The following is a 23,749-nucleotide window of genomic DNA, read 5'->3' on the forward strand; positions in this document are numbered from 1 at the left end:
ATATAATGACTGCATCGTTAAACCGCGTTCAATTAATCGGCAATCTCGGCGCTGATCCTAAAAATATCACCGGAAAAGACGGACAATCTTTTGTCACAGCCACTTTGGCTACCAATGAGTCATTCAAACAGAATGATGAATGGCAAACCAGAGTGGAATGGCATCAGCTGGTACTCTTTGGAAAGCTAACCAAAATCGCTGAGTATTTAAAGAAAGGTTCGCAAGTATACCTAGAAGGTAAACTGCGTTCTAATCAATGGACTGACAATGAAGGAAAAGCGCGTCAAGCCTTAACCATTGTTGTCAGTCATATTCAGCTACTCAGCCCACCCAAATCAGCTGATGAGTCAAGCAACAAAACCGCAGAACACCATATGGCGCAAATGCGAGAAATATTGCAACACGATTCAGAAGAAATTCCGTTTTAATCATACCCTATCACGGGAGCAAGCTCCCTTGTGGGATTGCTCCCTTTCCACAAGGAGATAATCCCATGGACACCCCTTCAATTTACGTCGCCTGTCTAGCATCTTATAACAACGCCACTTTACATGGTGTCTGGATAGATGCCACGCAAAGCGATGATGAAATCATGGAGGAAATCTGGACTATGCTAGATAACAGCTCAGAACCCAATGCTGAAAAATACGCCATAAACGATTATGAAGGATTCGGCAGCATCAAGATCCATGAGTACGAGTCAATATGTAATATTGTTGAGTACGCCTCATTTATCCAAGAACACGGAGAGCTAGGTTTAGCTCTTCTCTGTGACTATTCGATTGATGATGCACAAACTATGTTAGAGGATCATTACCAGGGTTGTTATGATTCAGAGGTTGATTTTGCCAGGCAATTATTTGATGACTGTTATACTCATCAAATACCGGATAGTTTGATCTGTTATTTTGATTTTGAGGATTTTGCTCGGGATCTTTTTATCAGTGATTATTGTTCGGTGAAAGTTGAGGGGCAAACCTATATCTTTTCATCTTTTTAAGCTCCTTAATGGAGCTTTATTTTATACTTAAAACCCCATATCATACCGTTTTTTTACCCAATAGAGTTTTGTTGATGAAAATAGTGCTGTACAAATATATGTCATTAGAAAAAGAAGAACATTTTGAATATTTGGACAGTTACCTTAAGCAACAAATTTGGCTTACTCCTCTTTCATCATTTAATGATCCATTTGAAGGACGGTTTAAACTAACGTCCTTTAGGCCTGAGACTATTTTATCAAAACCAGATCTATTTAATCAGATGCTCGAGTTACAACGTCAAAATGGAGAGCCTGATTTAAATAAAGAAACATTTGCATCTCGGCTTACATCAGCAGAATTCCAAGATGTGTTATTAACTCATTCCCCTGAGGTGCATAATATTTTTCAGGCACATGGAACAATTTGTTTAACACCCGATCCAGCTAACATTCCTATGTGGGCTTATTATGGTAATAACCATCAAGGTTGCTGCATTAAATTTGAACTTGACTTTCAGCTTATTCAAAATGAAACGGGACTTGTTGATTTAGCCCTTTTTGCCAAAGAAATAAATAATGGAAAAACATTATTATCTTTTCATTTACCTAAAACAGATTATGAGTTTGTGTTATCTAAAGTTCAATATGAAGAGGAAATGCCCACAATAGACTTAAATGAAATTATTAAATTAACAGAAATAGAGAAGATAAAGTATTTAGTTTCTCGCTCTGTTGGGGTGAAATATAAGCAGTGGCAACATGAATATGAATACCGTTTAATTGCAAATACGAACAGCTTTATTGAGAACAACCAGTCTCTGCCATTGGTGAACATTGCCCCTTTCTTAAGTGTCACAGGCATCGTAATTGGTTCAAATATGAAGAGTGACACTATAGACCGAGTAAAAAAGATGGCTAATCAATATGAAATGAGTTTATCAAAAGCATCATGCTCATCTGATGGATATAAAATCGAAATTACAGAATATATGGATGTACAAGAAAGTGCTGAAAATCAAGCAAGATACTTAGAGCCGGAAGCTATTTCATGATGATTTTCTCGTTTCTAAACCCAGCAATCAAGGTTAGCACCACAAAAAGAAGTAGTAAATTTAATATCAATTAATAACTATGAATTACATTTCAAAACTGGTACCAAAAACGGTACCAAAATTTTTCTATTTTTAAACTCCAACACGTAACCCATTGATTCTACAATGCCGCTGCGCGGAATCGAACCGCAGACCTTTTGATTACGAATCCCAGATCGTGCTATTAATGGCAATAATACACGACAAATAACGATAATAAAATCAATCAATTAACTCAAATCAGTGATTGGCATTTGTTGCCGTAAATCATGGTTTCTTGTCATCTCGTGCCACTAGAGTGCCACTAAATCGCATAACCATATTAGCACTGGAATTATAACTAAATATAACCTATAATAACCATTAAGAATAATAACAAGGTTTTACGGTGTCGTTCACGCTGCTGATCAAAAAACAGGCTAAGAAAGCACTGCAAAGTGTACCACAACCTGATAGAACCAGAATTACTGAGAAGCTTGTATTGTTAGGAGAAAACCCCGACAACACAAGCTTGGATATAAAAAAGCTACAAGGCGAACCCTATTTTCGTCTACGTGTTGGACAATGGCGCATTATTTTCGATAGAGATAATGAAGTGAAAATTATTTCAATTGAGAAAATTAAACCCCGTGGAGGTGCTTACAAATGAACCTACAAACAATTAAATCAATGGATGGCAAGATCGAATATGTCCTTTTGCCAGTTGCCGCCTACCATGCCTTGCGTCATCAAATTACAGAGCAATTAAAACATCCGCAAGAAAACGAAGATTATGAAGTGTTTAACCCAGCTGATTATATTGATAATCCAGTCGCCCTAGCCCGAATTCAAGCAGGTATTACACAAGAAGATTTAGCCAAGCTGATGGAGGTTACTCAAGCTTATATCAGTAAAATTGAGAACCAAGATAATGTATCTGTAAAATTATTAAACAAGACTCATGAGGCACTTAGAAAGATTCAAGGGCTAAGTTGAATCGTCAGTATCTCTTTAAGTAGCATTTTGCCGTTTTATCACAAATGATATTCGCCAACATGTAAGCTTGATATATGTTACCCCCAATTTTATTTTCTAGCTCAGCCAGATCATGCTCAAGTTCACTGTTTGTTTTATTTGTCATAAAATTAAAAGAATCAATTAACTTTATAGCAGTTGCCTTCCAAGCATAATCTAATATAGGATTTTTAAAATCAGGGTCATCAGAATAAAACTCAGAGACTTTATAAGCACAAGTCCTATTTCCATCTAAAGCACATCGCTTAAAGTATTTTAAAGAGTCTCTCTTATTATTCATTTCAAGTGAAAATCCTATCATGGCAGCACAAACACTCACATTTTCATTATAATGATGTGTGTATATGTACTGACCTTTTACAAGATAAGGATAAGCATCCAAGTACCGGGGATTGTCTTGAGGATTAAGAAAATAAAAATATCCTAGACGATTGGAGCAAAACAAATTGCCTCTATCGGCACATTCCTTTAATTTCCCTTCCCATAATTGAGAGTTTTTCTTTACAGCATGGTACTCATAATCAATTTTTTCATCCTCTTCTCGACTAAGTCTATCTCTACACTGTTTATTTCCATTTGCTGTACATTCAATAAGTTTCTGAGTAAATTCTTTATTGAACAAAGATTTATTATATTTAGTTTGAATTTGGGTAAGTACTTTTAAATCTTCTAAAGCAATTAAATCTATATCTTGTTCTAGGACAGGTTTGGCATAACATTTAATGCCTAAGATAAATAGGTAACACACCAGCAAAGCAATTTTTTTCATAAGATGATCTCGGTCTATTAACATCAACTTCGACCACAGTGATTTATTTTTATAATTATTTTATCTAAGTAAGCCGACTTAATTATTTTTGGTTATGATTACAAAAGATTGTCATTCTATCAAATAATGGGCGCAATGCAAACATGATGGTTAATAAATACTAATTATTCTTCAAATCGACTGGCAGAGGAACTCAGAGAGTTGTGCCCCCCCGGATGACCACTACGCCGCCAAAACCCCGGCTACCCCCTCCCACCCCTGTCCACAATCTAAAATTGAATTCCATTTTATGCTTGGCTAAATAAGCTCTTTGATAAACCTATTGCTACGTTTAATTGCCAGTCTAATCTCCTCTCTGAATGCCTTAGCCTCGCCTGTTGTCTCTCCATGCTTTAATGCGTTGAGATTATAGAGTGGCGCACCTGAGCCTCTTGCTCCTCCATGTACACGACAACGGGCTTTGCCTCTGATTGCTGGGCAGCGACAAGGCTTACCATTATTGCCTTTTGTTCGTGCGCCACACCGAGGCGCAGATTCAAAGGCATAGCATTTTTTCTCGGTTCTTGAGGTTGTTTTCATGTTTTTTCCTTATTACCCAGACCCCCTTGAATATTCCCCACAATAGCTTGGCCGCCTTGATGAACATCAACACGTTCAACAATAATTTTTTGGCCTCCAATACCTTGTAGCTTAGCTAGTACAGCAGCTTGCTGAGTAAAACAATTCGCTAATTTTATTGCAGAGTTGGTGTAACATTTCTTCAGCTCAAAATCAGTAGCCCCAATAGCAAAAGCCATTGTTGTCTGTTGTAATTCGTGGATCGAGAGCATTTCAGCCACAAGCATAGCTTGCAAGCTACTTTGAGCATTTAAAGCTGTCAAAGCATCGCAACTCTTCTCTTTAGCTTCATCAAGATTAAAACTGTCTGACCGAATGTTGTTAGCGGCAATAGCATTTTTATGAATCACACGTCTATTAAATCTCTCTCTTGCGTGAGCTTTGGCATCTGTTTTATCAAGTTGCTTTTCTTTTGTTCTCTTAATGCTTTTCATGTTTGTCTCACTCATTTCATCATGCTCAAATAGTTCACTATTTATCTGGGCTGATAGTTTCTAAAAACACTCAAAACCCTTACTGACAAAACCGACAGAATAGAGTTTTGTCAGTTTTGTCGGTCAGCATGTGGTGGTATTCCCTATTTTTAACCTCTGTTTCATGTTAATCATTCCAATGGTAAGCCACTTTCGGGCGGCCATTTGTATCTACTGAGCTTATTGTTTCTCTGCTAAGATAACCGTAGTCCATTAGCCAAGCTAAAGATTCGTTAATCAACGCAACCGAATCAAGCCCTGACCATCCTTTCCGCTGTATATCCCGAACAGATAAAGGATTAGGCAATTTCTTCTTACGATCCAAAATCAATTTTGCACTATCAAGACTGAAGTTAGTTGCAATGCTATAAAGCCTCTCGGCATGGCTAAGCAAATAATCTGTCCAACTCAAGGCTCGCACCGTTGCAGCTATTCCAACAGCCTCACGTCCCCCATCAATTATTTCAAACAACAATGCCAATCCAGCAATTGTTTGAGGCATTTTCAATATATGACTTTCAAGTACAGGATGAATCTCAGGAGATCTGGCAATATCCTGAATTTTCTTCATCCATTGAATAAATAATTCCTGTGCTTCACTGGTAAATCTAAATTGGCGAGGCTCTTCATCTACGCCCATAAGATCGAGATTATGTAGCGTCTCAAAAACACCGTCATATCTCACTTTTGCTTCTTGGTTAGGTACTCTATCAATCCATTGCCAGCTACCAATGTCATCCGGCCATATAGCTAACTGAAAACGTTGAATTAGCCCATCATCGACAATGCCCCTTGTTGCGTCACGTACTAACAAAGAGATTTTGCTAGGCTGAATGCCACCTATAATTGAAAGAGTACAGCTTTCAATTTCAATCGTACCTCGACCAATGCGGTCGTAAACATAACGGCCATTCCCATCAAAGCATTCAAGATAAAAAGCACGATCAGATTGATATTCCTCGCGATTTAGATTAGCTAACCACCCTGATAGTTCATCACGCACAAACACCAGCCCATTAGGATTTTCATTTAATAACTCACCCAATTTTTCTACAGTGGGGTCGTTTACTATTAATCTATGCCGCACGGGCGGAATAATATTATCCACTATTCTAAGTGCTTCCCTTGCCGCATCACGGTTATTCTTTTTTAGTGCTTCTTTCGCCTTACTTTTGGCTGTAGTAGCCTCCAATTCCAGCAAAATACATTCTTCCTTGTGGTTTTGTTGATCTTCTTTATATTGCTGTGCTGCCTGCTTTTCAAATTGCCATAAAGGCCTTAATGCTTCTTTCATACTCGGGCTTTTCATAGCAGATGGCCTTCCGATAATTGCTCCCCATTGATTAGGTACAACACACCAGCTATCAAATTGTTTGGGGCAGATTGATGCCTTACGGCCTAGTAAACCAGATAATCCGATAATTGCAGTTACAGCAACAAAATCAGGTAGGCTTTGCTGCCGCTCGGCCACATCAAAAATATAATCTCGGATTGATTCGGGCAACATCTCAGCTAATAGAGGAAGAACTGGCGGTCTTGATTCTGGTAATGCCCTAGGCTTGGTTTTTGTTTTTAATCTGCTTTGTACTGATTTATTATGCTGATCAATGGTATTGCCATCTGGCGCAAAAGTAAGTTGTGCTGCTCTTATAACAGCGTCATGGACTGATAATTCTTCATGTAGCATCATCAAATCAAACGCATCATGCCAATAGCCATCATTAAGTCGATTATTATGATGACTAAAGACTCGTTCACCCCTCACCACCATACCAGCACTATTGGATGCAGAGTCAGGCGGCAGCCAACGTTCTTGAGCAGATGTTGCTAACTTTCGTTTATAGCCATATTGAGTTAAAAGTTTAGTAAGGGAGTTCTGTTCATTAAATGCGTTTATTGGGGATAAATCATCACCTGAAGAATTTTGCTTAGGTGGCATATGGGTGTTTGGAGGTAATATTTCCGGCTCAAAAACATCAATTGGATTCCCATTTAAATACTCAAAACACAATGGTTTAATATCAGAATTCACGAGTTTTCTAGGACAATACCAAGCCTGAGCAAACACACTATTTTCCTTAGCATAGGCAAGTAATTCTTCATCAAGATTATGATTGATAAGCAAGACTAATGCTTCTGCTGTAGCTGCCAATTGCTCCTTATGATAGGGCTTCTTGGTAACCAGTATAATACGGTAACGATTGCCTTTGCCCCCTGCGTAATGCGAATATGAGCCATAAATGATATGCCCGATATTAAGTTTCTTTAAAGCGTTATGAACAAGCAATGGATCAGGTGCTCCTTCAATTTCTTGTCCATATTGGTTCATTCGCTTATCACAATCTATTATCAGTGTGCTGGCTAAGCCTTCTATGTTAATGTCAGCGCGAGGCATACACCGGCCAGCTTCCATAATTTTTAATCTGGCTCGAAGGAAATGACTACCATCCTTATCACCTATTTGAATGGTTCTAAGCTTTTCTAGTAATGCTTCTCCAGTGATATGGGTATACTGGTTAGTAACTCGCACCCCCTGTTCAGAGGATGCGATTTCAGTATTTCTTATTATTGTTATAAAATCACTCATGGGATTTACCTCCCGTTAGGCTTGAGGTTGCCGCCTCTAGGCTAACGTATTTATCTGCGCAGGTTATCGTGGTCTTTGATTGGCTAATAGCGCTAACCTGCTCCAACCTTTTTAAAGCTTGCTGCTTTCGACGCTTTAATACTTCTGCTTTTGTTTCTTGGCGTTGTTCTTGTCGCAATTCCGGATTTTTATAACGGTTAATTTCCTTCCAAGGCATGTAATAATCACAGGTGCGATCATGCGTATAAATACTTTCCACAGGGATGAACCATTGATTCCGTATAGTTGATATCCATGAATGAAGAGAAGCATTACCAAAGTCCTTGCGGTTCAGCTTCTTACCCTCCAGCATGGCTTTTAAGGCCATTGATGTTTTACCATCACTTTTATTGCTCATGCTTGATTCTCCTTCAGCCAAAGGAAGAATTTTTCTTCATCAATTAAGACCCTGCGGCCGTTGCGTAAAATGGCCCCGATTTTTTTTAATCCATTGGAGTCGGCATAGAAAATACGATCTCTGATTCCCCCTTCTGTAAACGCCGGATATTTTTGGCAGAATTGCTTTACTGTAGATAACGAAGGGATTGAGCTTATAACGGTCATAATTCACCTCAGGGTTGTTACTAAGAATGATCACGGTTTACCGCAATCGCCTGACGTTAATTAAGCCTTATTGAAAATTTGCTGTACCCCAATAGGGGTATAAACTGCCCGATTAGAGCTTATTCGGTTTTGATGGTCGATGTTTTTGGGATGCTGTTTTTAACAGATTACGGATTGTATCGTCACTAAGATCAATTCCATATTTTTCGAGAATTCCACTAAATCCATATCGATTTGAGCCAGTGGCTATATTTTTGGTATTGTTTGGGTCATAACCAAGCTCCAATGCTAACCCAAGATACAGCTTCTCAGATGAGTTAATCAGCCTTGGATCTGGTGCTTTCTCTTTTTTGGCCTCAGATACAGCCGTTAATTGCTCTGGAAGTGCCCATTTTTTCTGAGTAGCATAATCAAGCAAGTCTTTGAGGGTATACTCATAATTCCGATCTTCAAGTGGTATTCCAGCATTTAAGTCTTGTGTTCCTGAGATAGGACTAATCATACCAATTTTCATAGCCTCTGTGAGTCTCAATCTAAAATAACTCTCGCTTCTTTCGGAATTGCAAACAGCCAAGAGTATTGAAAATTCATTTCTTGAAACAACATCTCTGTCTAAAAACTCACTTACAAGATTAGTTATTTTTCTGTTTTCCGAGATAATCGGATCATAATTTTGATGGACTTGGATGCCTTTAGATTGTGCCCAACTTATTAGATAAACTGCTTCATATTTAGGTTCAGATGTCATTCGATCCTTTATTTCTGTTGCCTTTGTTGTATTTAAAGGCAACTCTTCACCTAAACGTTTAATCTTCCTGTAAAACTCCTTCATCTTTTCATAAGATAAATTTAAATAACCATTTCCATGTATGCCGATATGAAGAGGTTCAAATCCTGCGGCCAAATAAATAAATTCGTTCAAAGTTACAAAAGCAACTTGGTTCCAATGTAAAAAATCAGCTCTTTTTAAATTTTGATGATCGAAATAGCTCATTTTAGCCCCCCAAATATTTTTTCATTCATACTGCCAACTACAGAGCTGATATGATTGTCACTAAGATGAGAATAACGCTTGGTCATCTGTACTGTTTTGTGTCCGAGAACCTCCATCAGATCACGCTGAGTCGCGCCATTCATAGCAAGATAGCTAGCGCAGCTGTGACGCAAATCATGAAACCTGAAATCAGTAATTAATGCCTTTGATACGGCAACTTCCCAAGGCCTCTTGATATCAATAGGTTGTTTGCCATCTTTACTTGGAAAAATATAATCAGAATCAAGTCGAGCAATTTTTAAATGCTGAGCAAGTACTTCATGAGCGTAGCCGATTAGCGGTACTCTGCGCCGTTCTTTATTTTTGGTATTTTCAAGAATCAAAAATCCTTCATTAAGAAACACATCACGCCGTGTTAAATTAAGGATCTCCCCCTTACGCATTCCCGTAGAAAGAGCTAATACGACAATTGTATGTAGTTGTTGATTACCTGACTCCTTACAAGCTTCAAGTAATCTGCTGCGCTCATTATCATCAAGATAACGTACTCGGCCTTGGCTCTCTGGATGCTTCTTAATTTTTAAAACAGGATTTGATTCGATCCATTCCCATTCATTAATTGCAGTGTTTAACGCATGGGATAAAGCTGCCAAATAACGATTAACAGTGGCGGCTGTCCTTTTTTCACCCCTGTTAGTTGTTCCATTAGCCAGCTCCTCCCTTAAAGATGAAATAGCTTGAGAGGTGAAATCAGCTAAGACATGATACCCAGCCTTATCTTTCCACCATAATAATTGTTTTTTCTGTGCTGATTGCATTGACGCTGATTTGTGAGGCAAGATGATTTCAATGTAACGGTCTATTAGCTCAGCTAATGTTCTCTTTTTCGATTCTGCTGTCTTGAAGTGACGGTTCTCATGAATAGCTGATTCAATACTACTCGCCCACCGTCTGGCATCTGTTAGCCTTTCAAATATGGCTGACTCTGCCCGTTTTCCTTTTAACCTAACCCTCGCAAGGTATTTAACTTTGCCTTCTTTTGTTATTCTTTTTTCTATCGATGCCATACCAAACTCCTACAATGGAGATCGGCAACTGATATGCTATAGTTACATCAGTCACCATTAGCCCCGTAACGGTTAATGTTGATTAGGGTTGGTGGTTACCGCCATCAACCCATCCTGCCGCAGAGACTACAATAAACTATAAAAAACCGCAACTATTGATGGTTAATCATAATACCAAAGAATTTAATTCTTTTTAAATCAACAAATTAAGCACTCCAACTTATGCTTAGTGGCAATAGCGTGGCATTTAAAATTAACAAGACCCGATATCTTGTTTTAATTTAAAACAATTTGAATTAAGTCAGAAGTGAGTAGGCTGTACTGCTTAGAGCATCGTTGAAAAAATCTATGATGGTTTTTGATGATGGGAAAACTCGCCACTCAGATGTGATTTACTGCCACTTGTTATTATCTATTGCCACTACAGTGCCACTAAATTACATTTTAACTTTTGATTTTCTGCGAAATACCGCATTTTTACTGGTGCCGTTGAGACGAATCGAACGCCCGACCTATTGATTACGAATCAACTGCTCTACCAACTGAGCTACAGCGGCATGAAGAAAAGTATACTTTAGTTTATTGATGTTGCAATACAAGTTTTAATAGTACAGTGGACCCCATTGTCAAGACAGCGATCCGTTTAATTTAAGATATAACTTTAATTCTACTTTCTTTCGTTGACGAGGGTGCGTAGCACACGAGTCAACCACAATAGCAGTTAATGAAACACCTGTTATTGAGCCTGTGGGTATGTGGGCGCGAAGCCATCGAGTGTGGTCAAGCGGTGGATAACGTCTTTTTGTTATCCATGGCTTGTCCACATGTCCCGAAGGGCGATGGCTGATCCGCAGGACGCGTCCACATATCCACAGGCATTCCATTACGCTGCAGCCTCATATAGGCCAGCATAAACCTCTGACGGCGTGTATATTCCAAATGATTGATGAGGTCTTTCGTCGTTATAAAACTTGAAATACACCCTTAAACCATTTCGTAGTGCTAAAACTGTTCCGTATTCTTTTATGTAAATATCTTCATATTTGACTGAACGCCATAGCCGTTCAATGAACACATTATCCATCCATCGACCTTTCCCGTCCATGCTAATTTTGATGTCATGGTCTTTTAAAACATCGGTAAACGCCTTACTGGTAAACTGGGAGCCTTGATCCGTATTAAAAATATCAGGCCTGCCGTGGAGCCTGATGGCGCTCTCCAACGCGCTTACACAAAAGTCATCATCCATGCTGTTTGATACCTTCCAAGAGAGCACCTTGCGGCTATACCAGTCCATTATTGCCACCAAATATACAAAGCCTCCTTGCATCCTAACGTAGGTAATATCGGTGCACCAAACCTGATTGGGTCGATCAATCACTAAACCACGTAGCAAGTAGGGATAAACCTTTTGTTCCTTGTTCTTTTTACTCGTATTCGGCTTTGGTGCCACTGAAACCAGACCCATGATCCGCATCAAACGCTGCACTCTCTTACGGTTAACGTCATGGCCAAGGCGACGTAAATAAGAACGCATCTTTCTGCTTCCATAGAAAGGATGGCGCATGTATTCCTCATCAATCAAGACCATCAAAGCCAGATTCTCTGGGCTCTCGGTACATATTCCTTCGCCAGCAGTGCGATAGTAGCTAGCGCGTGACAAATTAACCAATGCACATTGGCGTACGATGCTGAGTGTAGGGTGATTGACATCAATCATGGCTCGCTTCTCCCGCACGCTCAACTTAGATGACCGGTCTTTTTTTTAAGCCAGTCTAACTCAACCGCTAGCTGGCCTATTTGCGTGTATAATCGATCTCGTTCTTGTATGATGGAGTCCATGTCTTTGTCATGCTTGCCGCTAAACAATTGCTTGCTTCCATCCAGTAATTGTTTTTTCCACAGATTGATTTGTGTTGCATGCACCTCAAATTCAGATGCCAATTCATTGGTCGTCTTGTGACTTTTTAATGCCTCAATTGCTACCTTTGCTTTGAAGTCAGATGTAAATTTTTTTTTAGCCACTTGGTACCCCGTTTAACAATGGTTTCTATTTTACACCACTGTCTCATTTTTGGGGTCCACTATATAGTGAGTTTCTAATTAAATTAGGAGTTAGGAGATTTAGGGTATTATTAATTATTATTGGTTGGTTGGTTATTCTTATAATCCAAGTTGATCTGTTCTTTTTAAGAGAGTCTTTTTGCATAGATCATATTCTGGTTGTAGCCTAGTTTTTCATAAATAGGGCTTCTATGAATTTCAGTAAGATAGCCTTGTTGTTGCAAATAAGAGGCAATATGCTCGACTCTGTTATCGATATTATTGACCTCAATACATAACTGTTTAATCATGGCAAATTGTGATGGCTTGATACTTTTTACAACATCAAATTCAGCTCCTTCAACATCAATTTTTATAAAATCGATATGATTTATATCGTTTTTTTCAATAAAATGACCAAGTGATGTAAGCCTACACTGGACTTTTTTTTCTACCGTTCGTTGTTTAAAATTTCGTTTAATCAAAAATTTTCGCATAAAAGGCAAAAATTTCAGTTGGTAATACAATAATTTGTAACGAACTCGAGAAATTTTTAATAACGTATCATAATTTAACAGAGGATTATAATTAGAAATGAGTTTATCAATAGGCTTAAAGGTTGCAGTTGTCAAATCATTCCCAAAAAGGGTAAATTCAACAGAACAATCTTCTCTAACATCCCCAATGCCCAGGTTATAGAGGCGCGTTTGCTCTTTAAACTGCTTTAAATTTTTCTTTAGACATTCAAAAGAGGCAGGAATGGGTTCAAAGGAATAAATTAGAGCATCGTATTCACATTTTCTCAGGGCAAAAAGGGAAAACAGCCCTATATTGGCTCCTACATCAATAATAATATCACCAGGATTTAAAGTAAGATGATTAAATAAATAAGCGTTTTGATAAAAAATTTCATAAATTAATGCACGCGCCTCAAAATCATTGATGTAATATAATTTACCAATTGTGAATTCTTTGCTTAAGATTTTATCATTCATCTAATGTAACCTTTCGATCCTGAATTTAATTACTACATTAATAGATTATTAACTTCATGATAGCATATTCCAAATTGATTATTCCCTAATATAGGCGCGGTTTTCTGGACACAAAAAAAGGTTTTTTAAGAGCTATTCTTCTTAATACAAAGAGGAGAATAAAATGTCTAAAAAGCGAGCTTATTATACGGCGGCCAAGAAGGCAAAAATAACGCTAGCTGCGATTGAGGGGAAACTCACACAAGCGCAAATTACCAGTGAATACGGTGTTCACGCAACGCAGGTAAAAACTTGGAAGCAATCGGCCATCAAAGCCATTAACGATTTATTCTCTGGGGCTAATGAAAAAGAAGCCAAGTCCCAAGAGCAGCTTGTTGAGGCATTATATCAAGAAATTGGTCGACTTCAAGCGCAGCTATCTTGGCTAAAAAAAAAGCATGAACTTTAGTCTGGATGAAAAGCGCGTCATGATTGATCCTCTTGCCGAGCTCACCATTCGTGAACAATGCTTGCTATTAGACTTGCCTGTTTCAAGTTATTATTATAGTGCCAAGCCCATTTCTGTCGAAGATGAAGCGCTTATGGGTATCCGTTCGGTGAACTACGGGTTGCATTAGAAGAAGGGGTTAATTCATCTTGAGATTAAAAGGAAGAAGATTCGTGAAGTCTTCTGCGGTTTTACAGAAGCGGATTTTTTCGAAGAGGACTTTGAGGTAATCAAAAGGATTAAGGCCATTGGACTTAGCTGTTGCAATAAGGCTATAGAATAATGCCCCAGCATGAGCCCCTCTAGGGCTTCCAGACATGAGCCAGTTTTTTCTGCCCAGAGCAAAAGGCCTAATGATGTTTTCAATGGCATTATTATCAATCTCGAGCATCCCATCAAGCAAATAAGCAGTAAGCTCCTTCCATCGCTGAGACATGTAAACTAAGGCATCACCCAGCTTTGATTTGGGTACCGCATTTTTTAAGGATTGGTCAAGCCAAGTCTTTAAAGCGTCAAGAATGGGTTTTGATTGTTCGAGCCTTATCTGATAGCGTTGTTCTGCCGTATAGTTCCCATCCCGAGCAATTTTTTCAATGGCATAGAGCTTTTGAATATACGCCACGGCCTGATGTGATTTACCTGTGGTTTTAGCCAGTTTGACAAGCTCAGCAAAAGGACGTCTGGCATGTGCAAAACATCCCAAATGAATAATATCAGGATGGTCATCAACCCAGTCATAACCAACATACCCATCTGTTTGTAAATAGCCTTTAAACTCTTTAAGTAGTTCTTTAGGCCATTGGGCTTGTCGGGTTTCACGATAATCAAACACAATGATTTTTTTATCCGGTTTGTGATTCTGGTATACCCACATATAGCTCTTGGATGTATTTTTTCGATTAGGCTCATCCATCACCTGAAGTGGTGTTTCATCGGCCTGAAGGTAGTTTGATGCAACCAGCTCTTTGATTAGAGCGTTCCTCATTGGGCTACATACCTCAGATGCTGCCATTATCCATCCACATACTGTATTGCGAGCCATCTCAATGCCCATTCGTTTCCAGATGTGCTCTTGACGGTATAAAGGGAGGTGGTCTTGGTATTTACTAATAATGGCATGAGCTACAAGGCTTGGTGTGGCAATGCTTTTAGGAAGGAATAATTGCGGCATAGGGGCAATGCTTACCCCTTCATCACAACGATTACATGCATATTTGGGTCGCACATGGGCAATGACCGTCAGCTTTGCAGGAACAAACTCTAGCTGTTCCGTGACCTCTTCGCCAATACGTTGCTTCATACAGCCGCAAGCACACAGTTTTTCTTCTTCTGCAATGTCATGCTCAATGGTTTCACGGGGTAACTCTGGAGGTAATGGGCGTCGTACTGGTTTTTTGCGAGTATAGGTGACCGTAATTGTATTATCTTCTTGCGGCAGCTCTGTGACCTCTATGCTTTCTGCTTCATCAAATTGCAACTCGCCTTGCAGAATATTGTGTTCAGATGAGGGAGAGTATTTACGCTGTTGAGCCAGTTTGAATTGCTCTAGCATATTAAAATACTTTTGCTTCCATTCCAGAGCTTCTTTTTTTAATTGATTAATTTCTTCCTGCAAAGGCATTAAAAGTGATTGGTCTTTTGAGGAAATCATGGCTGGTTTAGTGCTTGTTTTAATGGTGATATTATACCATAACCACCATGATTTCTTCAGTGTTTTTCAATGAAAATCACGGTAAATCACCGGGTTTCCTCCTTGATGAAAGGTGAATTTATTGCTGGCCATGAGCCATTTTAAGTGCTCTTTTGTCAGCTCAATATGACCTTGGGTATTGCGGGGGAAAATGAATTTCCCTTTCTCTAATCTGCGGTACCATAAGGTAAAACTCTGCTCTTCATAGTACAGTGCTTTTAACTTATCTCCTCCTCTGCTACGAAACAAAAATAAATGACCTGCACTAAGCTCCATTCCAAAAACTTCATGCACCAGAATGGCTAGAGTATTAATGGATTTGCGCATATCAGTTATTCCACAATATAAATGCACTTGAACATCATCTGGAATTAACATAAGGTCATCAACTCCCTTAATAATATCAGTCGGTGTTGATGGTCAGCTGCATCAAGTTCACAGCGTATTTTATTAGGGAGTTCAATAACTAATTTAAACACTGCCTTAGCAGAAGGTAATGGAGTAATAATAAGTGGCTCAAATAAAGCCTCTTTGGCTGGGGTAACTGCTTTAGACTCTTTCTTGAATTTATTGCGATAAAATCTGAGCCTGGAGTCTGATATTCCTTTATTACGGCAAAATAATCCTGGTGCTAAACCACTTTCCTCATAGGATTTAACCATGTCACTCCAGTACTCATCTCTTTTTGTCATCGTCTACTCCAATAGTTATGGTGTAGCGATCTTCTTCAATTTTCACTTATTCCTCTAGGTGTATTTCACCGAACGGATACGCTTATGGCGCTACTTGATGAGCACTATCTGCAGTATCCATGTGAAGGTAAAATTAAGCGGGCAAGATGGCTGTCAAAAGAAGTAGGCTATCCTGTTGGTAAACGTCGAGTAAAAAAGTTGATGGAAATGATGGGGTTATCGACTGTTTACCCAAAGCCAAATACAAGCGTTCCCAATAAGGAGCATGAGGTGTTCCCTTATTTATTAAAAGAGGTGGATATCACCAAACCAAATCAGGTTTGGGCCGCAGATATCACCTACATCCGCATGAAAGGAAAGCATGTGTATTTAGTAGCTATTATGGACTGGTATAGTCGTTATGTGATTGGATGGGCTATTTCACCTACTATGGAGGCTGAATTTTGTATTGAGGCGCTTAGAAACGCTTTGCTGCATTCGCGTTGTGAGATCTTTAACACGGATCAGGGTTCTCAATTTACCTCAAAAGATTGGATAAATACGCTAAAATCTCACCACATTTCTATCAGCATGGATGGGCGAGGACGTTATTTAGATAATATATTTATCGAGCGATTGTGGCGTAGTGTTAAGCAAGAAAAAATCTACCGGTATGATTTTGATACAATTGAAGAGGTTGAGCTGGCCTTAACGGAGTATTTTGAGTATTATAATAACCGAAGGCTTCACCAGTCCTTTAATTATTTAACGCCCGCAGAGGTGTATTATGGCCGGAAAAGACCATAAACCCTAAATGAGAGCGTCATGACTTACCCACAAGGCCCACAGGCCTATACGAGAAAGTGAAGCTCTCCTGACCTGTGGACTTGTGGATAAGTCATTCTGATAGAGTTGTGGTAAAATGACCTAAGACAATTCGTAGTAGCAATCACTATTCATACGGTATTGAGTAGGTTTAAATAGGTTAATTTGAGTGAATTTTTAACTATAAATGATGGATGAATAGCTCTTATTTTTCCTTAATTTTGTTCCAGACATGCGGACCCATATCACCCTGCCACAAGTCGCACCGCAAGATGAATCTACCTGAGAGGGAAATTGTTCGATTTATCAGTTATATTTAATAAAATATACTTTAAATTCAGTCCCCTGACTTGCTTTTTAATTCATACGAAGAATAATTAAAAACATTAAATTTATTTAAGAAGCCCAGATTTAATGCTATAAATGCTGAAAATATTCATTTTGAATATAATTTTTAACCAACCTCAAAAATAATTTCTTATTTAAATCATTAAGATATGATTTTTTCTTATTTTTTTTAAGTTGGAATAGTTTTATTATTTTCCATATGAATATAACATTAGCTCCCTATTAATTATTGTGAGAATTAAACAGCCCGTGAAGAAGAATATTCCAACTATGTCCAAACCTATTAAAGACAGTGGCTACCGCCGAGGTTTAAAGGATCGTCATGTTCAGTTAATTGCCTTGGGTGGAATCATTGGCTCAGGTTTTTTCTTAGGAACTGGAGAGGTTATTAATCTCGTAGGCCCTGCTGTATTTATAGCCTATATGTTGGGCGGGTTGATAATATATTTGACAATGCTGTGTATGGGTGAACTGGCAGTTGCCATTCCCATTTCAGGTTCTTTTGTTACCTACACTTCTGATTTTATTTCTCCTGCAGTTGCTTGTGGTGTCGGGTGGTCCTATTGGATTAGCTGGGTAGCTTATATTCCAGCAGAATGTGTGGCAGGGGGCATCCTTATGGAGATGTTTACCGGGATTAATGGCTATATTTGGGCTGTTTGTTTTGGTTTACTGATCACATATATCAATCTGGCAAAGGTAGATACTTTTGGAGAGATCGAATTCTGGTTGGCTTTAATTAAAATTGTAGCCTTGATGGGATTCGTTGTCTTAGCCATTTTGATTTTTCTTGGAGTTTTTAGTGGCACTGAGCCTCATGGGTTTATTGGTCTTAGATACATCTGGGATGATGGTGGTTTGCTTCCTAATGGAACGATGGCCTTATTGACAGCCATGGTTCTGCTACTGGTAAACTATCAAGGCTCTGAAATTATTGGTCTTGCTGCAGGAGAGTCTGAAAATCCCGCACGGATGATTCCTCACGCTATTCGTAACGTTACACTTAGAATCCTGTTTATTTATATTATTCCAGTCTTTTGTCTGGTATTAATTTTCCCTTGGCAGAAAGCTGGTTTATCCAACTCTGTATTTGCAGATGCGCTGAATTTCTATGGTTTAAAGTGGGCCGGATCAGTAACCAGTTTTGTAACTCTATCTGCAACTCTTTCCTGTGCCAACTCAGGATTTTATGGCACAGTTCGTTCTTTGAATGCTCTGGCTCGAGATGGAATGGCTCCTCATACTTTTGCTAAATTCAATCAAAATGCCGTCCCTCAGAATGCTGTAATCGCTACTTTGATTGGAGTTTGGGTCCTCTTGGGTGTAGGGTATTTTTTTGGACAAACGAAACTTTACATCGCGTTATTGCTTGTCTCTGGATTTACTGGAGCTTTAGCATGGATTTCCTTATGTGCCTCCCAAATTAGCTTTCGAAACAGGTTGTATCAGGCGGGTTATACTACTAAAGATTTACGTTATGTAACGCCCTACTCTCCATATACTGGGATTGTGGCGATAATTTTAATGGTTATTGCCCTGTTTTTCCTCGTTTTAAATAAAGATCCAATGTATAAATTGGCTTTTGTAATTGGCATGGTGAGTTTTCTTGTGCCCATTGCGATTTATAAGATATTTGATGTCTCTAAAAAGAGACGTAAAGCTTTGCATGTGAAAAGTCGAGTTAAGTTTCAGGATTTGTTCCCTCCGCTTTAAGTTTTTTGTGGAGTAAGGAAAAACGTCATCCCTAAGGAAATGAGGGATCTCCTAGTGGCTGTGCAGCGCTTATTAGGGTATCTCTGCCTGTCTTTAAAGGGAATTAATGTAGTTTTTGTCCATTAGGAACTTTGGGATCGGATGTAATGAGGCAGATGGCTCCGTTCTCATCGGTAAAACCAACCAATAAAAATTGTGAAGTAAAGCCTGCAATGTTCTTTTCACCTAAATTCACACAACCGACCACTGAGCGTCCTAGTAAAGACTCCGGAGTGTAGTGAACGGTGACTTGAGCTGATGTTTGTAGTACGCCCAAATCCTTTCCAAAATCCACCCATACTTTACAGGCAGGCTTTATAGCGCGTGTAAACTCCTCTACTTTGACCACAATTCCGGAACACAGCTCTATTTTATTAAAATCATCATATGTCACAATCATTTTCTTACCTCCTTTTAAAATTTTAAAACCATTATAGTTACCAATTTTTGTCTTACTGGTGGAAAGAGTAAAAGTTTATCGAAAGACAAATCTCGTTGGTGGTTATAACCTCTGGCAATATTCGACAAAAGCCAAGCTCACTTCTTCAGGATTATCAATCCAGGGAAAATGCCCAGCCTCACGAATTTCCCTGATGAAAATATTATCACGCTGAAACAGCATTGAGTTTCTAAATAATGTTAATGGGGTTAACTGATCACGCTCGCCAGCAAAAATCAGTGTCGGGATCGTTTCTGGTATCCATTGAGATACATAATCGCTGTCAAAAAATTGTGCAGACCACTCACAGCTCTCATAATTGAAGGGCAGAGATTCAAAAAAAGAAAGAGCCTTTGTTAATCCGGCTGAAGTAAACAAGTATGGGGCAGAGGCAATAGTCATCTTTTTCAGGAGTTCATTATTGGGTTGTTCGAGGTATTTTTTGTTCAGCTTTTCGAGTGCGTCAATAGGATTCCTCTTGACGTAGCTCATAAATACAGTTTGCCAGGATGCATCAGGTGCAGAATCCATTAATACCAAACCGGTGAGTAACCCCTCTAGCTTTGCTGTTGCCAAAGCATACATCCCTCCAGTTGAATGGGCAACAAGAATCACCTGTTCCAGCGATGCAACGGCTTCAATAAGAGCGTCAGACCAATGAGAAAAATAATGCTTGTTGTCTTCGGTGACGTTTGAGCCATCACCTGGCAAATCAAGGTGCCAAATAGTACCTGGTAGTTGCAGTAATGAGGATAAATCCGTAAGTGACTCAGAGCCAAGCCCTGGTCCCCCAGGCAATAAGACCCAGTTAAATGGCTTACCCTCTCTGCTTTTGATATATTGTAGACGTGCTCTTAAAGAAGTCCAAAGATATTTACTCATAATCTTACCTAATAAATTGAGATAATTTAAAATTTAAAACAGAGCATAACTAATCCTGGAACTATTTGAAATATCGGTTTCAACTCATCACGAACTCGTTCAATTGCAGTTCAGGCACAAGGCTTCTTAATAAAATTAAAAGTTCATGTTCTTGATAGTCAACACATGCACTATTTAACATTCGCATAGTCTGTGTAAGCTCATTCCAATCCAGCTCGCGGAATTTTGCTTTGAATAGTTTTTCATGCTCTGTCGGCGCTAATTGCTCTGATTCATGGAACAACTCTTCATATAATTTTTCTCCGGGGCGCAATCCAGTGTATTCAATGAGAATGTCTTTGTCAGGTTCTTTACCAGCAAGGCGAATCATTTGCTCCGCTAAATAGCTTATTTTTATAGGTTCACCCATGTCCAACACAAAAATTTCACCACCACACCCATTAATCATTGCTTGCAAAATTAACTGACATGCTTCGGGAATCGTCATAAAATAACGTTGCATGTCAGGATGAGTTACTGTTAACGGGCCACCTGCTTGTAATTGTTTTTGAAATAGGGGAACAACACTCCCAGCTGACCCAAGAACATTACCAAAACGAACTGTAATAAATTGAGTTTGCACTTTGTCATTTAAATTCTGACAGTATATTTCCGCAACACGCTTGGTAGTTCCCATAATGTTAGTGGGATTAACTGCTTTGTCCGTAGAAATTAAAATAAATTTCTCTACGCCATAAGTAACACTGGCTTTAGCAACTGTCTGCGTACCCAATACGTTGTTATACACAGCAACGCGTATCTGATTTTGCAGCATGGGAACATGCTTATAAGCCGCAGCATGGAATACGATTGTCGGTTGAAAGCGAGCGAACAGATGATTGATTGCTATTTCATCAGTAACACTTACCAAGCACAACTCGATAGGAATTCCAGGGAAACTCTCCTTCAACTCCTGCTCGATTTTATAGAGATTAAATTCACTATTTTCCACGATAATCAAACTGGCTGGTTTCAGGGCCAAAACCTGTCGGCATAATTCAGAACCAATTGAGCCACCACCCCCAGTTATTAAAACTCGTTTTTCAAAAATAGTTGCCGCAATTTTATCCCATTGCAGACTGACCTGATCTCTGCCTAATAAATCCTCTATATTTACTGGCCTTAAGGCATTCACCTCAACTCGACCAGCTGCTAAGGCAGAAATACTGGGTAATGTTCTGAAAGGCACGCAACTTGCTTCACAATAAGTAACTATTCGCCTCATGGTCGAAGAGCGTGCAGAAGGAATGGCGATAAATATTAAATCTACATCATAAAGGTTAACAAACTCCACAATCTGCCGAGTTGTTCCCAATACCCTGATTCCATGAACCTCTAATCCAGTTTTGCTGATATTATCATCAACAAATCCTATAGGTTGATAAATATTGCTCCGTTTCAGATCCCGAGCCAACCCTTCTCCTGAGTGTCCTGCCCCTATGATCAAAACTTTCTTGAGGTCGACCTCTTTCTTACCCATTTCGCGCTTATCCCAATGAATACGAAACAATAATCTTCCACCACAGAGCAAGGTAGCCAGAATAATGCAGTATAAGGGAAAAACAGACCTGGGAAGATAATGTAATGATGAGGTTAGGTAAAATACGGGTATTACCAAAACAATCCCACTGACTGAGGCTTTTAAGATGCGTACTACATCATTTAAAGATGAAAAACGCCATAAGCCTCTATAGGTTTTAAAATAATAATAACAACTAATTTGGACAACGATTAGTGACGCCAAGGCAATAAATGAATGATTGGAGGTTAAAATACTGGGGTAAGGATGCATATTATAACGGAGCCAGTAAGCCGCATTCCAGGCAATTGGAATGGCTGATACGTCAAACAAAATAACGGGCAACTTTGAAAGCAATTTTCTTAGAAATAAAATTATTTTTTTTATCATGAAATACACAGTATTTAATCCATTCTAATAGAAAGGATGGTACACCAAGTTAAAGGGCATAGCATCAAAAATTAGTAAACAATTCATACTGATATTTAGAATCGGGAGATTCAGTATAAAAAACCTTGGTTAATTTGTACTCATCCTGACCTTTAAGTATTTTTTTCAAGCAAATATCACTTGGAGTATAGGTCACTTGACCATGTTCAATTAGAGCAGTCAAAATAATTACTTGCGGTTTTTCACCTAAAATTCGGTGGCAAAATTGCTCATACATCTGTGCTTTAGGATATTGGGTCATTGATAAATTATTCAAACAATAAGAATCTATAAAATTTAACTGACTATGATATGGAATGAACCCTGCATCGGCTAAAACAACGGTATCATGCTTGCGAGCGTGCCTATCTAACCAACGTAGCACCTTAGTGCGTAGTTGTTCTCCTTGTACCGGATTATTTTTAAAATAGCGGTATTCTGCAAGAGTGGCTGATGGAATGAAAAAAAAGGCAACACAGAAAGAGACTATATATAAAGCCGTAAAAAAAATCTGATCTCTTTGTTTGGAATACATTATAACAGTATCACATATACCCTTAAGTGCTAAGGGGAGTAACAGAACAAAAGCGGGTAAAAAAAGACGATTATCAAAAGCTGCCACTGGATCTGAACCTAGCAGCATTAACAAGTACAACAAACTAGGCAAACCTAAAAAATAATAGCGCTTATCTGGTTTCTTAAACCAGGCAAAAAAAGAAAAAGCAGCGAATGGCCATATGAGTTTAAGATAGTTTTTATCCAGTACATACGAGGTATTCGCAAGACCTTTGCAATAAACAGAGTTGGGAAATAAAAATCCGTAGTAGCTCCATCGCCATAAAAAATAGGGCAGGAAGATGAATAAAAGGGGCAGAAAAAAAAGAAGCATCCCCTGCCAATAATTTTTACTTCCTTTTTGAGGCATATCCCACAGAATCAAGATAATAAATAAAACCATAAAGACAGGAGCTTCTGGACGAGTCATCCCCGCTAGTGTCAATAACAGCCCAGAAAATAAAAAATAAGTGGGTTTAGGAATTCCACGTAGGCCAGGGAATAAATTGTATCCTAATCCACGTAGAACAAAATAAACTGCCCCACATAGTAAGGCCTGATACATCGTAGTCTCAAAACCACTCACTGCCCAGATGATTTGTCCCTTGTAAAGCAGTATTCCAAGACAGGGAATTAACGATTCACGTCGTTCAAACCAAAATCGGCTTATCAAATAGATAAAATAACAGGTAAAAAAAAGACCTAACACCCCAGCAGACTTCAGTACCAAAACCGGGTCACTATTTAAAATTAGTGAAAATGCTCCCAAGACAACAAAACTAAAATTTGAATAGCCTTCTACCGGAGGGGATTGTAGATTCCATAGTAATCCATCTCCTGCGGCCCAATTTCTGGCATAACGCAAGGAAATGAACAT

25 protein-coding genes, 1 tRNA gene and 1 pseudogene are annotated in these 23,749 nt (G+C 38.8%); 9 read left to right on the plus strand and 18 right to left on the minus strand.

Annotation, left to right across the window (positions count from 1 at the left end; all coding sequences use genetic code 11):
* The first annotated feature begins 5 nt into the window (after positions 1 to 5).
* From HRS36_RS12105 to HRS36_RS12125, 5 genes are all read left to right on the plus strand, one after another.
* Complete coding sequence (locus HRS36_RS12105; RefSeq protein ID WP_173237497.1) at positions 6 to 428, plus strand: single-stranded DNA-binding protein; 423 nt, start codon at positions 6 to 8, stop codon at positions 426 to 428.
* Positions 429 to 493: 65 nt separating this feature from the next.
* Positions 494 to 1,000, plus strand: coding sequence for an antirestriction protein ArdA (locus HRS36_RS12110; protein WP_173237498.1), 507 nt, complete (start codon positions 494 to 496; stop codon positions 998 to 1,000).
* A gap of 74 nt (positions 1,001 to 1,074) precedes the next feature.
* Entirely contained in the window at positions 1,075 to 2,034 is a 960-nt protein-coding gene (locus HRS36_RS12115) for a DUF2971 domain-containing protein (RefSeq protein WP_226905647.1), read from the plus strand.
* A gap of 427 nt (positions 2,035 to 2,461) precedes the next feature.
* Entirely contained in the window at positions 2,462 to 2,722 is a 261-nt protein-coding gene (locus HRS36_RS12120) for a type II toxin-antitoxin system RelE family toxin (RefSeq protein ID WP_173237500.1), read from the plus strand.
* Positions 2,719 to 3,048 (plus strand): helix-turn-helix domain-containing protein, encoded by a 330-nt coding sequence (locus HRS36_RS12125; RefSeq protein WP_173237501.1) that lies wholly within the window; start codon positions 2,719 to 2,721, stop codon positions 3,046 to 3,048. The genes HRS36_RS12120 and HRS36_RS12125 overlap by 4 nt, the downstream gene beginning before the upstream one ends.
* Before the next feature lie 4 nt (positions 3,049 to 3,052).
* Here HRS36_RS12125 and HRS36_RS12130 read toward each other — a convergent pair whose 3' ends face one another.
* The 11 genes and pseudogenes from HRS36_RS12130 to HRS36_RS12180 all read right to left on the minus strand — a co-directional run bounded on the left by HRS36_RS12130 (position 3,053) and on the right by HRS36_RS12180 (position 13,236).
* Positions 3,053 to 3,856 carry a hypothetical protein gene (locus tag HRS36_RS12130; protein ID WP_173237502.1) on the minus strand — a complete coding sequence of 268 codons (804 nt, stop codon included), beginning with the start codon at positions 3,854 to 3,856 and terminating at the stop codon, positions 3,053 to 3,055.
* 297 nt (positions 3,857 to 4,153) lie between these two features.
* Complete coding sequence (locus HRS36_RS12135; RefSeq protein ID WP_173237503.1) at positions 4,154 to 4,435, minus strand: hypothetical protein; 282 nt, start codon at positions 4,433 to 4,435, stop codon at positions 4,154 to 4,156.
* The gene (locus tag HRS36_RS12140; RefSeq protein ID WP_226905463.1) at positions 4,432 to 4,908 is read right to left on the minus strand and encodes a hypothetical protein; all 477 of its coding nucleotides are present in this window, start codon (positions 4,906 to 4,908) and stop codon (positions 4,432 to 4,434) included. The genes HRS36_RS12135 and HRS36_RS12140 overlap by 4 nt, the downstream gene beginning before the upstream one ends.
* A 166-nt stretch (positions 4,909 to 5,074) precedes the next feature.
* Positions 5,075 to 7,534: a YfjI family protein gene (locus tag HRS36_RS12145; RefSeq protein ID WP_173237504.1), complete on the minus strand. Its 2,460-nt coding sequence runs from the start codon at positions 7,532 to 7,534 to the stop codon at positions 5,075 to 5,077.
* On the minus strand, positions 7,527 to 7,931 hold the full coding sequence (locus HRS36_RS12150) for a hypothetical protein (RefSeq protein WP_173237505.1): 405 nt from the start codon (positions 7,929 to 7,931) through the stop codon (positions 7,527 to 7,529). Before HRS36_RS12150 ends, HRS36_RS12145 begins: the two co-directional genes overlap by 8 nt.
* The gene (locus HRS36_RS12155; protein WP_173237506.1) at positions 7,928 to 8,137 is read right to left on the minus strand and encodes a hypothetical protein; all 210 of its coding nucleotides are present in this window, start codon (positions 8,135 to 8,137) and stop codon (positions 7,928 to 7,930) included. Before HRS36_RS12155 ends, HRS36_RS12150 begins: the two co-directional genes overlap by 4 nt.
* A gap of 112 nt (positions 8,138 to 8,249) precedes the next feature.
* On the minus strand, positions 8,250 to 9,131 hold the full coding sequence (locus tag HRS36_RS12160) for a hypothetical protein (RefSeq protein WP_173237507.1): 882 nt from the start codon (positions 9,129 to 9,131) through the stop codon (positions 8,250 to 8,252).
* Positions 9,128 to 10,198, minus strand: a complete 1,071-nt coding sequence (locus HRS36_RS12165; RefSeq protein ID WP_173237508.1) for a tyrosine-type recombinase/integrase — start codon at positions 10,196 to 10,198, stop codon at positions 9,128 to 9,130. Before HRS36_RS12165 ends, HRS36_RS12160 begins: the two co-directional genes overlap by 4 nt.
* Positions 10,199 to 10,679: 481 nt before the next feature.
* A tRNA-Thr gene (locus tag HRS36_RS12170) sits at positions 10,680 to 10,755 on the minus strand.
* A gap of 326 nt (positions 10,756 to 11,081) precedes the next feature.
* Positions 11,082 to 12,223 (minus strand): annotated as a pseudogene (locus tag HRS36_RS12175) (IS3 family transposase).
* A gap of 164 nt (positions 12,224 to 12,387) precedes the next feature.
* The gene (locus HRS36_RS12180; RefSeq protein ID WP_173237509.1) at positions 12,388 to 13,236 is read right to left on the minus strand and encodes an FkbM family methyltransferase; all 849 of its coding nucleotides are present in this window, start codon (positions 13,234 to 13,236) and stop codon (positions 12,388 to 12,390) included.
* Between the two features lie 163 nt (positions 13,237 to 13,399).
* Here HRS36_RS12180 and HRS36_RS12185 point away from each other — a divergent pair, with 163 nt between their 5' ends.
* Positions 13,400 to 13,684, plus strand: a complete 285-nt coding sequence (locus tag HRS36_RS12185) for a transposase (RefSeq protein ID WP_173235475.1) — start codon at positions 13,400 to 13,402, stop codon at positions 13,682 to 13,684.
* Positions 13,674 to 13,853 (plus strand): hypothetical protein, encoded by a 180-nt coding sequence (locus HRS36_RS12190; protein ID WP_173237510.1) that lies wholly within the window; start codon positions 13,674 to 13,676, stop codon positions 13,851 to 13,853. The genes HRS36_RS12185 and HRS36_RS12190 overlap by 11 nt, the downstream gene beginning before the upstream one ends.
* Before the next feature lie 9 nt (positions 13,854 to 13,862).
* Here the strand turns inward: HRS36_RS12190 and tnpC are convergent, their stop codons facing one another.
* From tnpC to tnpA, 3 genes are all read right to left on the minus strand, one after another.
* Positions 13,863 to 15,374 (minus strand): IS66 family transposase, encoded by a 1,512-nt coding sequence (gene tnpC, locus HRS36_RS12195; protein ID WP_173236282.1) that lies wholly within the window; start codon positions 15,372 to 15,374, stop codon positions 13,863 to 13,865.
* A 66-nt stretch (positions 15,375 to 15,440) separates the two neighbouring features.
* Positions 15,441 to 15,791: an IS66 family insertion sequence element accessory protein TnpB gene (gene tnpB / locus HRS36_RS12200; protein ID WP_173236281.1), complete on the minus strand. Its 351-nt coding sequence runs from the start codon at positions 15,789 to 15,791 to the stop codon at positions 15,441 to 15,443.
* A complete protein-coding gene (tnpA, locus tag HRS36_RS12205; RefSeq protein ID WP_173236280.1) occupies positions 15,785 to 16,105 on the minus strand; it encodes an IS66 family insertion sequence element accessory protein TnpA in 321 nt (106 codons plus the stop codon). Before tnpA ends, tnpB begins: the two co-directional genes overlap by 7 nt.
* 84 nt (positions 16,106 to 16,189) lie before the next feature.
* Between tnpA and HRS36_RS12210 the strand changes: the two genes are divergently transcribed.
* Together HRS36_RS12210 and HRS36_RS12215 are read left to right on the plus strand one after the other, a co-directional pair.
* Positions 16,190 to 16,891, plus strand: coding sequence for an IS3 family transposase (locus tag HRS36_RS12210; protein WP_173237511.1), 702 nt, complete (start codon positions 16,190 to 16,192; stop codon positions 16,889 to 16,891).
* A 615-nt stretch (positions 16,892 to 17,506) separates the two neighbouring features.
* Positions 17,507 to 18,970 carry an amino acid permease gene (locus HRS36_RS12215; RefSeq protein ID WP_173237512.1) on the plus strand — a complete coding sequence of 488 codons (1,464 nt, stop codon included), beginning with the start codon at positions 17,507 to 17,509 and terminating at the stop codon, positions 18,968 to 18,970.
* A gap of 103 nt (positions 18,971 to 19,073) precedes the next feature.
* Here HRS36_RS12215 and HRS36_RS12220 read toward each other — a convergent pair whose 3' ends face one another.
* From HRS36_RS12220 to HRS36_RS12235, 4 genes are all read right to left on the minus strand, one after another.
* Positions 19,074 to 19,409, minus strand: coding sequence for a tRNA-binding protein (locus HRS36_RS12220; protein WP_173237513.1), 336 nt, complete (start codon positions 19,407 to 19,409; stop codon positions 19,074 to 19,076).
* A 102-nt stretch (positions 19,410 to 19,511) separates the two neighbouring features.
* Entirely contained in the window at positions 19,512 to 20,330 is an 819-nt protein-coding gene (locus tag HRS36_RS12225) for an alpha/beta fold hydrolase (RefSeq protein ID WP_173237514.1), read from the minus strand.
* Positions 20,331 to 20,409: 79 nt separating this feature from the next.
* Positions 20,410 to 22,278, minus strand: coding sequence for a polysaccharide biosynthesis protein (locus tag HRS36_RS12230; protein WP_173237515.1), 1,869 nt, complete (start codon positions 22,276 to 22,278; stop codon positions 20,410 to 20,412).
* Positions 22,279 to 22,342: 64 nt separating this feature from the next.
* On the minus strand, positions 22,343 to 23,749 hold the full coding sequence (locus HRS36_RS12235; protein ID WP_226905464.1) for a glycosyltransferase family 39 protein: 1,407 nt from the start codon (positions 23,747 to 23,749) through the stop codon (positions 22,343 to 22,345).

Source organism: Legionella antarctica (assembly GCF_011764505.1).
GTDB classification, from domain to species: Bacteria; Pseudomonadota; Gammaproteobacteria; order Legionellales; family Legionellaceae; genus Legionella; species Legionella antarctica.